This is a genomic window from Microcoleus sp. CAWBG27 (assembly GCF_020883145.1).
In the GTDB taxonomy this organism is placed as follows: domain Bacteria; phylum Cyanobacteriota; class Cyanobacteriia; order Cyanobacteriales; family Microcoleaceae; genus Microcoleus.
This window is the reverse complement of record NZ_JAHREU010000120.1, coordinates 1-10,051: the sequence shown is the minus strand read 5'-3', so window position 1 is coordinate 10,051 and position 10,051 is coordinate 1. Positions and strand designations below refer to the sequence as shown.

Annotated in this window: 11 protein-coding genes; 4 read left to right on the top strand and 7 right to left on the bottom strand. The window is 45.1% G+C overall.

Annotation, left to right across the window (positions count from 1 at the left end; all coding sequences use genetic code 11):
• The first annotated feature begins 151 nt into the window (after window positions 1-151).
• A complete protein-coding gene (locus QZ938_RS32065) occupies window positions 152-2,305 on the top strand; it encodes an NACHT domain-containing NTPase (protein WP_293356327.1) in 2,154 nt (717 codons plus the stop codon).
• A gap of 125 nt (window positions 2,306-2,430) precedes the next feature.
• Here QZ938_RS32065 and QZ938_RS32060 read toward each other — a convergent pair whose 3' ends face one another.
• From QZ938_RS32060 to QZ938_RS32045, 4 genes are all read right to left on the bottom strand, one after another.
• Window positions 2,431-2,625 carry a hypothetical protein gene (locus tag QZ938_RS32060; RefSeq protein WP_236506337.1) on the bottom strand — a complete coding sequence of 65 codons (195 nt, stop codon included), beginning with the start codon at window positions 2,623-2,625 and terminating at the stop codon, window positions 2,431-2,433.
• A 154-nt stretch (window positions 2,626-2,779) separates the two neighbouring features.
• Window positions 2,780-2,998 (bottom strand): helix-turn-helix transcriptional regulator, encoded by a 219-nt coding sequence (locus QZ938_RS32055; RefSeq protein ID WP_293356330.1) that lies wholly within the window; start codon window positions 2,996-2,998, stop codon window positions 2,780-2,782.
• Between the two features lie 62 nt (window positions 2,999-3,060).
• A complete protein-coding gene (locus tag QZ938_RS32050; RefSeq protein WP_193974409.1) occupies window positions 3,061-3,273 on the bottom strand; it encodes a helix-turn-helix transcriptional regulator in 213 nt (70 codons plus the stop codon).
• A 74-nt stretch (window positions 3,274-3,347) separates the two neighbouring features.
• Entirely contained in the window at window positions 3,348-3,560 is a 213-nt protein-coding gene (locus QZ938_RS32045; protein ID WP_293336188.1) for a helix-turn-helix transcriptional regulator, read from the bottom strand.
• A 141-nt stretch (window positions 3,561-3,701) separates the two neighbouring features.
• Here QZ938_RS32045 and QZ938_RS32040 point away from each other — a divergent pair, with 141 nt between their 5' ends.
• Window positions 3,702-4,172 (top strand): hypothetical protein, encoded by a 471-nt coding sequence (locus QZ938_RS32040; protein WP_293356333.1) that lies wholly within the window; start codon window positions 3,702-3,704, stop codon window positions 4,170-4,172.
• 288 nt (window positions 4,173-4,460) lie between these two features.
• Here the strand turns inward: QZ938_RS32040 and QZ938_RS32035 are convergent, their stop codons facing one another.
• Both QZ938_RS32035 and QZ938_RS32030 read right to left on the bottom strand, forming a co-directional pair.
• Window positions 4,461-5,891: a phosphoglucomutase/phosphomannomutase family protein gene (locus tag QZ938_RS32035; protein ID WP_293144841.1), complete on the bottom strand. Its 1,431-nt coding sequence runs from the start codon at window positions 5,889-5,891 to the stop codon at window positions 4,461-4,463.
• Between the two features lie 217 nt (window positions 5,892-6,108).
• Window positions 6,109-7,434 carry a transposase gene (locus tag QZ938_RS32030; RefSeq protein ID WP_293144844.1) on the bottom strand — a complete coding sequence of 442 codons (1,326 nt, stop codon included), beginning with the start codon at window positions 7,432-7,434 and terminating at the stop codon, window positions 6,109-6,111.
• A gap of 120 nt (window positions 7,435-7,554) precedes the next feature.
• On the opposite strand from QZ938_RS32030, the gene QZ938_RS32025 reads away from it, so the two are divergent.
• Entirely contained in the window at window positions 7,555-7,737 is a 183-nt protein-coding gene (locus QZ938_RS32025; protein WP_293144847.1) for a hypothetical protein, read from the top strand.
• A gap of 540 nt (window positions 7,738-8,277) precedes the next feature.
• Window positions 8,278-9,372: a hypothetical protein gene (locus QZ938_RS32020; protein WP_293356336.1), complete on the top strand. Its 1,095-nt coding sequence runs from the start codon at window positions 8,278-8,280 to the stop codon at window positions 9,370-9,372.
• A 95-nt stretch (window positions 9,373-9,467) separates the two neighbouring features.
• Here the strand turns inward: QZ938_RS32020 and QZ938_RS32015 are convergent, their stop codons facing one another.
• Entirely contained in the window at window positions 9,468-9,860 is a 393-nt protein-coding gene (locus tag QZ938_RS32015; RefSeq protein ID WP_293356339.1) for a DUF423 domain-containing protein, read from the bottom strand.
• Between the last annotated feature and the right edge of the window lie 191 nt (window positions 9,861-10,051).

Below are 10,051 nucleotides of genomic sequence, written 5' to 3'. Positions count from 1 at the left end.
CGCAAGACTCTTTGTTATTCTAAATGTGAGGAAATGCTCAAGCATTCTATTAAATTATTAATACATTACTTGAAGTTTGACGATATTCCCATTCCTGGAGCATTCATACCTTGATTCAGCAACGCCTCATAAAAAACTTATTAATACTCCCATGACAGGATTGGAAGCATTTGGTCTGGCTTGTGTTAGCGGTATCGCCCTCCCCATTTTCCAGTCAGTCTTTGAAGGCGGTGGTAAGTTTCTTGGTTTGATGGGCAAAAAGCTAGATGACAAAACTAAAGAGCTAATTTACACGGCATCGGGGGACTACGGCAAACGCTACTTCAAGCGTCACGGCATTCTGAAAGCATTGGGAATGCGGGAGGCCGTGCCATTAGAATCGGTTTATACTGCGGTGCAGTTTTTGGATGAGCAACAAATTCGTAGTTTTGAATCCATCCAAAATTTAGAGGAAGCTTACCGCCAAGCAAACAAGCGAGGTTTTCAGCAGCAAGATTGCTCGAAGCAAGAAGGGCTAAAGATTGCTAATCAGAAGCAATATTTGATGGTTTTAGGGCAGCCAGGAGCGGGAAAATCTACATTTTTGCGGAAAATAGGACTGGAAGCACTGAAGGGCAACAAAGGCGGTTTTAAACATAATTGTATTCCCGTTTTTATCGAACTTAAAAGTTTTATATCTAGCCAGATAGACATAGAAAAATTAATTGTTGAAGAGTTTAGTATTTGTGGCTTTCCCTCTTCTGAGCAATTTATCGCTAAGGCATTAGAGCAGGGAAAACTGTTAATCTTGCTGGATGGATTGGATGAAGTGCCGACAGTCAACACAAATGAGGTGATTAGTAAAATTCAAAATTTTGTCGATCGCTATGACAAAAATCGCTTCATTGTCTCTTGTCGCACCGCTGCTTATCGAAACAACTTTCAACGCTTTACTGATGTCAAACTTGCAGACTTTGACGACAGTCAAATCGAGCAATTTATTGGTAACTGGTTTCAGTCTGAGGTGGACAAACAAGCGGGGACGGCTCAAAAATGTTGGGAGTTATTGCAAAAGCCAGAATATGCAGCAGCTAAAGAGTTAGCGCACACGCCTTTATTGCTAACTTTCCTCTGTCTCAATTATGACATATCGCAAAACTTTCCGAATAATCGCAGCGTTCTTTATAAAAAGGCTTTGCGGATATTGTTGGAAGAATGGGCGGCGGAAAAACGGATTTTGCGAGATGAAATTTATCAAGGACTCAGCACGGAGTTAGAGGAAAGTTTGTTATCGGAGATTGCTTATACTGGATTTGAGACTGATAAGCTGTTTTTTTCGCAGCGAGAAGTGGTTGAGGAAATCAAAACTTTTTTAGCAACTAATTTGAATGTACCGAAGCATTTAGACGGTGAGGCGGTGCTGAATGCGATCGCAGTTCAACAGGGAATTTTGGTAGAAAGAGCTGAGGATGTTTACTCGTTTTCGCATTTGACGCTTCAGGAATATCTGACGGCGCAATATATTGCTGATAATAATTTAATTGAGCAGTTAGTTACCTGTCATCTTTCTGATGAACGCTGGCGAGAAGTATTTGTGTTGGTGGCGGGGTTGGTGCGTTCAAAAAATGGGGCTGATGACTTGCTGCTGTTGATGGAAAAAGAGGCTCACAAGTACATTAACACGCCAAAGTTGCGAGGGCTATTACAGTGGGCGGATGCAGCAACTAAGGGCTCGGAAGGTGATTTTAAGCCTGTGGGTAAACGTGCTGGGGCGATCGCGATCGCCAACGCCATCACCAACGCCATCGCCAACGTCAACGCCATCACCAACGCCTCCGCCATCGCCAACGCCAACGCCATCGCCAACGCCAACGCCAACGCCATCGCCATCGCCGACGCCATCGCCGACGCCCACGCCTACGCCAACGCCGACACCCACCCCGACGGCTACGTCTACGCCGACGCCATCGCCAACGCCATCAAGTTGGCCCAAGAATTTAAAAAAATTAAAATATTCAAGGATGTGAACTTGACTGAACTTATTACTCAACTAGAAGAACTCCAGAAGCAATTGCCTGATGGTTACCAACCTGAAGAAATACACTTAGCATTTTTCGATCGCTTTTTAGATACCTGGTGTCATGGACTCCATCTCAATCCAGAAATAGTCAAATTATCTGAGGAAGAAGCAGAGGCGCTGAGAGATTATTTATCTGCCAATTATTTCATTATCCAATGCAAAGAAGCAGCAGTGAGAATACCAGCAAAAACCTGGGAAGAAATAGAATCGCGGATGTTGGTAGTTCCAGAGAATTCTACCATTTGAGATTCTCGATCCGGGAGTTACGCACTGCGATAAAAGAAACCGGGTTTTTCCTAATCTGTCTGTTGCAACGAAGTATTTTCGTAAAAAACCCGGTTTCTGGACACCCACCTGGTTTTCCTTTTTGTTCAAATCTCGCCATTCACTTGCATCTGATGCACCTTGTCAGCCAACTCTTGGCGACTTTCCTTATCGAGTGCATCAATTGCCAGCATTCCCAAGTACACGACTTCCTTCTGGGTTAGTCTGGTCGCTTGGGCTTGTTTTTGAATGACTTCCTTAATCACGGAACTGACCGCGATCGCAGTATTAGTTTTTGCCACGAAGAATAATCAACTATGAATAACTTTCCTTGATGTTAGCATCCTTGGTTAGATTAATTGCGATAATGTTTGACAAATCACAGTTAATCATGCTATAGTGTGAAAAACACAGAAAAGCGATCGCCTCACGTCTGGACAACTAAGGCCGATCGCCCTATTCCTCAATAATCTCAACCAAATCCTCAATCATTATGTCAAACGTGCGAGCCAACCTGTGCAAGTAGGCAAAATTAACGGTTGTCATGCCTTGACATTGGGCGTAGTTTCTGATGGTGCTGTAACCAACGCCCGATCGATCTGAAACTTCCTTAAGTGTCCAGCCATTCTGCTCTGCAAACTCCCGAATCCGCAACCTCACTAAGCCTTTGCTCATACTTACTTGACAAATGACAATCTGCTGTCGTTTAATATTAGATATCTAAAAAAGCGATCGCCCTACTCTTCCAAAACCTCAACCAAATCCTCAATCATCACATCAAAAGTTCGAGCTAACCTCCGCAGGCAAGTAAAGTCTACCATTGCCATTTCAGGACGACGAGCATAGCTTCTGACAGTGCTATAAATTACCCCAGAGCGATCGGATACTTCCTTAAGCGTCCAGCCCTTCTCCGCCGCTAGTTCCCGAATTTTGAGCCTGACTAAACCCATGCTTGACAGTTGATGCAATTGTAATGTTGACTCAATATGATATCTGAAAATCAGCCAAAATTGTGGCAAATCGGCTACTCTTCCAAAACCTCAACCAAATCCTCAATCATCACATCAAAAGTGCGAGCTAATTTCCGCAGACAAGTAAAATCAACCGTAGTCAGCCCTGGAGTGCGGGCATAATGCTTGACAGTGTTGTACACCACCCCAGAACGTTCTGAAACTTCCTTGAATGTCCAGCCTTTTTCGGCAGCTAGTTCTCTGACTTTAATTCTTACTAAACCCATGCTTGACAATGGGTGCTATAACACCTTAGAATAAATTCATCTAAAAAGCCGATCGCCCCCCGGCCTGGAAAACTAAAGGGCGATCGTCTACTAAACCTAATCTAGACAGGTGTATTTACCATATCCAGAGGTATACCAGCCATGATATCAGAAACTTCGGCAAAATCGCGGACGATCGCAGAATCCAAGATAATTCATAAATCTCCCGTCCTGCATCCGCTGGCGAGATTTGTCACAGAAGACACAGTAGCACTGCTTTTCAACATCTCAACAGAGGAGATTTACCGGATTGAATGCTGCCGCTACATGGTGTACGTGCACGCCAAAGGCATCAGCCGGTTTGTCAGCTACGCCGATTTTCCCCCAATTATAGAAGTAAGGCCGATCGCCCTGCAAGATTTTGGCAGATGGTACAAACGCTGGAAAAGCAAGCTAGCACCGGCTTTTTGGACTAAATTCTACACCCACAAGTTCAAAGAGGCTGTGTCAGTTGACGGTTTGTTGGAGTGGGGACTGTTGGTAGCTAAACTCAAATCGGCAATTTCTGGGGCGGCGCTACAACAGCTACGGGATGTTTATGCCGCAGAAAAAGATTTGATGGAAAAATTTTAAAGTGCGATCGAATACTGATAATTTTGATTTGTTTGTCAATGGTGGCTGACAAGTATTGATGATTAATAGACCGATTGCATAAGTCTTTGATTGGTACAGAAATCGCATATATCAGACTGATAAACACAGATGCGACGCAGATAATTTAAGTAATTGAAAACGAATGAATACCAGAGATATAATGTTCACAAGCTTGGCAAATTTTATCAAAAATAGGTAAGGTGCGCGGCGCGCACCCTACAATCTCAAAGCTTAGGAGAAAAACCCCGCATTAGGATAAATTGAAAGTTAAGCAGGTTCTAACTGGGCAATTACCTTTTCCATGTACTCGGCAACTTTGGTTTCCTTTTCCACAGAGTTGGTTTCCATGTAAACCCGCATCAAAGGTTCGGTTCCCGAAGGCCGCAGCAATACCCAACCGCCGTCTTCAAGATACAGTTTAATCCCGTCTTTGCGTCCCAATTCCTTAACGCCAATACCCGCTATTTCTGTCGGGGGATTTTTGGTGAAAGAGTCCAAAACTGCTGCTTTGTGCGCTTCTTCTAGGTGCAAGTCCAAGCGTTTGTTGTACAGAGGGCCGTCAGCTTCTTTGATGGCTTCTTCTACTAGCTGAGATAGCGGTTTGCCTTCATAGGCGATCGCCTCAGCAACTAGCATATCAGCCAAAATCCCGTCTTTTTCGGGGATGTGACCCAAAACGCTCAAACCGCCAGACTCTTCGCCACCGATGAGCACGGCTGTTTCCCGCATCTTTTCGCCGATGTATTTAAAGCCGACTGCGGTTTCGTAGATTGTTAAACCGTATTTGGCGGCCATATTATCTAGCAAGTGAGTAGTTGCGACGGTACGGACGATCGCCCCAGTCAAGCCTTTATTCTTAACCAAGTGACGCGCCAACAGCAACAGTACAGTATTCGGAGTCAAGACATTACCCAACTCATCAACAATACCAAAGCGATCGCTGTCGCCATCCGTAGCCAAACCCAAATCTGCCGCATCCTTCTTAACAGCTTCCACCAACTCGACTAACTGTTCGCCCTTGGGTTCAGGCATTCCGCCCCCAAACAGCACGTCGCGGTAAGTGTGAAAACTTTCCAAATCGCAGCCGCAGTGTACCAAAACTTCGTCTAGATAGCCGCGAGAAGTCGAATAGAGGGCGTCGTACTTCACCTTCAACTTAGCAGAGCGAATCCGCTCCACATCGATCAAAGTATACAGAAACTTCAGATATTCGGGTTTCGGGTCAAAAGTGGAGATTTTATCGTTGTGGCTGCCTATGGCTGGGGCATCAGAAGCGCCAGTAATATTTGCCACAATGGTATCCGTAATTTCCGGGGTTGCAGGCCCTGCGTAATCGGGGATGTATTTGATGCCGCAGTAAGGTGCGGGATTGTGCGAAGCCGTGAACATCAGGGCGCCTGCGGAGTTGAGATGCTTGGCGCTGTAGGCTATAACTGGCGTCGGGCAATCTCGATCGACTACCATCACCGTCCATCCCAAATCTGCCAAGACTTCCGCCGACGTGCGGGCAAACTCGTCTGCCAAAAAGCGGGTATCGTAGGATACTAGCACTGGGCGGTCTTTCGTGTAAGCGGTTTCGAGGTAGCTGGCGATCGCCCGGGTGACTTTTCGCACGTTGGCAAAAGTAAAGTCATGGGCAATCAGTCCCCGCCACCCATCGGTTCCGAACTTGATTTCTGTTGAATTGCTGGCGCTCATTTTATCCACTTCCTCTCGTCCTACTAATCCTACCCGAAGGCATAGCCTTAAAGATGCACTGGCTATCTGTTTGTAACGATCGATAGCCTGTGGGGCATGGAAACCCACTCGTATCGTTGTAGAGCCAAGGTACCTCTTCCGACAGAGGACTGGAACTAGCCAGGGTTTGTAAAGTGTAGGAACGATCGGGCGAGTCGATCGAGATTCCGGTTGTCAACTACCCAGCATCAAGCGGAGTACCGCTATGATGTGGGCTTGTATCTGAGCTCCACCGCAATTCCGAGAACCTTTGCAGAATCTCAGCTTTAGTTTCACAGCCCGACACATCAGGGGATGCTGACAAGCTCCCCGTACTCGTCCAGTCTTGCCGGACAAGCAACGTTCTTATCGCAATATTTCGCGCACCCACCAAATCAGCATGAAGTTCATGGTTACAACATTCACATCGGAACAACAGCCCTTTGTTCGGACGATTCCCCGTCGAAGTATGCCCGCACTTAGGACAACTTTGCGAAGTGTAATGCGCTGGAACTTTAGTAGCTAAGGAGCCATTCAGATTAGCCTTATAGTCGATATAACCGTGTAATTCGGCAAATGACCATTTAGCTTTATTCCGATTTGCTTTTCTCTGCTTTTTACTAGCTTTATCCCCAGCCTTAGACTTAGTTCTTTCCCGAATTCCGGTTAAGTTTTCTAGTCCAATTAAGCTGTTGGTTCTAGCAATTTTCTTACTGATTTGGTGGTTCACATCAGCGATAAACCGTCTCTCTCTTCCCGACAAAGCAATTAATCTGCGCTTTGCCGAACGAGTGTCTTTACGCTGAAGAGTTCGTCTCGCTTTGTGATAGCGATTGGCTTTGTGTCTGGCTGACGATCCTGAATAGAACTTCGACTTATTTTGCAAGTCTGTTTCCACGGCAAGGTAGCGCATCCCCACATCAACACCAGAAACTCTGGTTATTTTCAGTGGGTCAACTTCAGGAGTTTCTACTTCAATACTCACCATTAAATAGTAAGTTTTAGAAGAGCGCTGATATACAATCTTGGCTGCCCCAATCTTGGAACCGCTGACAATCAAATCCAGATGCTTGTTATAGCCATCATAGGTCACTACTATTCTGCCAGCTAAAGTGATAATGCTCACCCTTTGCTCTGTCTTAAAAGAGTAGTCACGTTGATAGTTTAAGGTACAAGTCCGAGAAACGTACTTAGGAACTCGATCCAGTCCTTTGTATCGCTTCTTGGTGTATCCTTTAGCGATAGCATCGTTAGATTGTTTAACCTTAGTCCAGAGGGTTTTGTAGGTTGCTGACACTTGTCTAGGCACATTGCAAGCCATTTGAGCGCCCAGCCCAAATCTTTCGCGCAATTCGTTATAGACAGATTTCTGCAACTTAAGCCCATTGCTGGTTTTGCCCGCATCAAAAGCGACTTGTGAAGTATAGTTCAAAGCGTCACGGTAGGCTAAAGCAGTCTGAGCTACCAGAGCTTTTTGCTCGGCGTTCAGATTTAGCTTTAACTTGGCGGTGATTACCTGGAACATTGTTTTTCACAAACTATAATCAGAGCTTATCTCGTGAAGAGAATCAGGTCAAGTGTTGTCAAAAAATAATTTGCTCCTTCATCGACCGCCCCTCACCCTCCGACATCTCAAGCTATCGTTTTGGTTCGGGGCGGATCTCTTCACTCGCGCGCATTCCTCCCGACGCTCACCTGGGTACAAGTAGAGCGCGGGACTCCTGCTGGTTTAGTTGAAGCGCGAGCGGGCGATCGAATGGATGGCGATCGATTGCGGGCGGTTGAGAAAGCTCAAAAAACCAGCACCAAAAAATCGCGCTGGCAATAGCATTCACATAATTCACATAAATCTGATGCTCCTCTCAAATTTAATAATTTATTTAGAAATGCCGCTCGTTGAATGTGTTAAGCTTTCCTCACAAATGTCAGACTAATTTTTTTGGCTTGATATAGGAAAATAAATCAATCAAAGTCACCGCTCGATCGTGATGTAGCCTAGATTGTTTAAGAACTTAGGGCGATCGACACAAAGGATAAAACAAAGATAAAATATCTCAACGAGCAATTTTTTCAAGGCAGACTAGAGTTTAATTCTGAGCTTTTAAGACAAATTTAATTTATTTTTGCCGTCTTTACAGGTAAAGAAAAAAATCGGTGACGATCACATAGTGACTGTGATCGAGCGCACAATAAATAGCGTTATTAACGTGCAAGTTATATAGGATGGATGCTGTGCAGCCAAATGGCTCATAGTTTTAAGCACAATGGCGGATGACTGTCAGGGTATAAAAGCAGAAGATTATATTTAATAACGTTAAAAATTAGGGGAATCTATCGGGTACGGCTTTATAAAACAACGAGGTTTCTCATGGCTGGCATTTCACAACTATCTTCAAAGTTTTTATCGGTGGCCGACGAACTGCAACAGGGCGACAGTTTTGCGTCACAGGCTATTACGAAATCGGACATTCACAACATCCCAGGGGCTAAAGGAGTTAGCATTTCCTCCTTGGCAGTTAGCTGGGCAAAAAAATATTACAGTACAGTAGCGGGACGAGAAAACCAAACACATCAGCAAATCTCCGAGAGCCGAGATTTCAGCAATTTTGATGGCAATCGAGCCAAAATAGTTGACAAATTGACAGATACTCTGAAAGTTGCCAGCCAGATAGCTTGGAATAAAGTAGAGGCACTTTTAGGGGAACAAATAGAGCGACACGCGATCGATCCTAGCTTAATTAATCAAGAAGAAATTGTCGCCGACACTCGCAGCTTATATCGGAAAGCAATAGACGCTTACGGCGATAGGGAACCTGTTTTCCGCTTGTCAGTGCTGGTGGGAAAAGATATTGTCCAAGTGAGACGGAAATACTCAGACACAGATCCGTTAGTGCTGGGATTTGTGACGTTGGAGTTTCAATACACTAGCAAAATCTTGTTAGGATGCCTTTCGGAGTCAGAGCGATCGGAATTTGCACCCTACTTAAAAGTTATAGACGACTATCTGCACATTCCCCACGGAGAGATTAACGATGCTGCGGCGGATCATGCGCCGAATTCAAAAGCTCTCTTAGCTGTTCAGCATTTGTTGCAGCAGACAACTCAGATTGCTAGTGCAGTGTACGAGCGGGCTAGTTCCCAGCATCCAGGATACCGCAGCAGCAGCGGTTATTTGACCGATCCGCAGGTCAAAATTTCTGGCATTCGGGATGTCGAGATTTTTCAAAGTTATTTGTGCTGGTGCGTTTTGGAAGAAAGCATTCGCCCGGTACAGCAAGAATTGTTTCCAATCTGCGTGATGCTGTACCCGAGACTTCATGTAAGTTGGGAATTAGTGCAGGATATGCTGCTAATTTTATTTTGGGAAATATCCGATCGCCTCCCGGCTGCCGATGTTATGGTATTTTTACCTTACTTGCGTACTGTGACAGATATGTTTTCCAGCGATGTCTTTGACAATTAGAGAATTGGGAATTGGGAATTGGGAATTGGGCATGGGGCATGGGGTCGAAAAGCGGAGCTCTCGCGGAAGGATTTGGCATTGATAATTGCCAATCTCTATTTAAAACTCCAAGCTGCAACAGCCAAACAGCCCCAACCGACAATAAAAGCAACTCCGCCCACAGGCGTAACTGCACCCAGCCATTTGATGTCAGTCAAACTCAGGGCGTACAAACTACCTGAAAAGACTATCGTACCGACAATAAAAGCCCATCCAGCCACTGCAAAAAAGGTTTGAGACTCTGGGGCGCGGCTTAATAATAAAGCGACCAGTAATAGAGCCAGGGCGTGGTACATTTGATAGCGGGCGCCGGTCTCAAAAATGCCTAAAGCGCGATCGGTCAATTGATTTTTCAAAGCATGGGAGGCAAAAGCCCCGCCCGCAACCGAAAAACCTCCGAATACGGCTGCCGCTGCTATGAAAATGCGTGTTAGGATTAGGGTTGACATAATATTTTTTTAATTGGTAATTGGTAATTGGTAATTGATGAACATCAATATACTTGAATTGCATTCGTGCGATTCGTTTAGCCGAAACTGAGTAACGATACTTAGGGGATGGCTAGGATGACTACAAAGTCATCATAACTGGATACACATCTGGGTGCGGTTCATCCCTAGTCCCAGACCGCAAGTGCAGC

Bases quoted from the DNA above. Each gene is read 5' to 3' on its own strand.
- QZ938_RS32065 (WP_293356327.1), top strand. From the start codon at position 152: ATGACAGGATTGGAAGCATTTGGTCTGGCTTGTGTTAGCGGTATCGCC.
- QZ938_RS32055 (WP_293356330.1), bottom strand. From the start codon at position 2,998: ATGAGCAAAGGCTTAGTGAGGTTGCGGATTCGGGAGTTTGCAGAGCAG.
- QZ938_RS32050 (WP_193974409.1), bottom strand. From the start codon at position 3,273: ATGGGTTTAGTCAGGCTCAAAATTCGGGAACTAGCGGCGGAGAAGGGC.
- QZ938_RS32045 (WP_293336188.1), bottom strand. From the start codon at position 3,560: ATGGGTTTAGTAAGAATTAAAGTCAGAGAACTAGCTGCCGAAAAAGGC.
- QZ938_RS32040 (WP_293356333.1), top strand. From the start codon at position 3,702: ATGATATCAGAAACTTCGGCAAAATCGCGGACGATCGCAGAATCCAAG.
- QZ938_RS32035 (WP_293144841.1), bottom strand. From the start codon at position 5,891: ATGAGCGCCAGCAATTCAACAGAAATCAAGTTCGGAACCGATGGGTGG.
- QZ938_RS32030 (WP_293144844.1), bottom strand. From the start codon at position 7,434: ATGTTCCAGGTAATCACCGCCAAGTTAAAGCTAAATCTGAACGCCGAG.
- QZ938_RS32020 (WP_293356336.1), top strand. From the start codon at position 8,278: ATGGCTGGCATTTCACAACTATCTTCAAAGTTTTTATCGGTGGCCGAC.
- QZ938_RS32015 (WP_293356339.1), bottom strand. From the start codon at position 9,860: ATGTCAACCCTAATCCTAACACGCATTTTCATAGCAGCGGCAGCCGTA.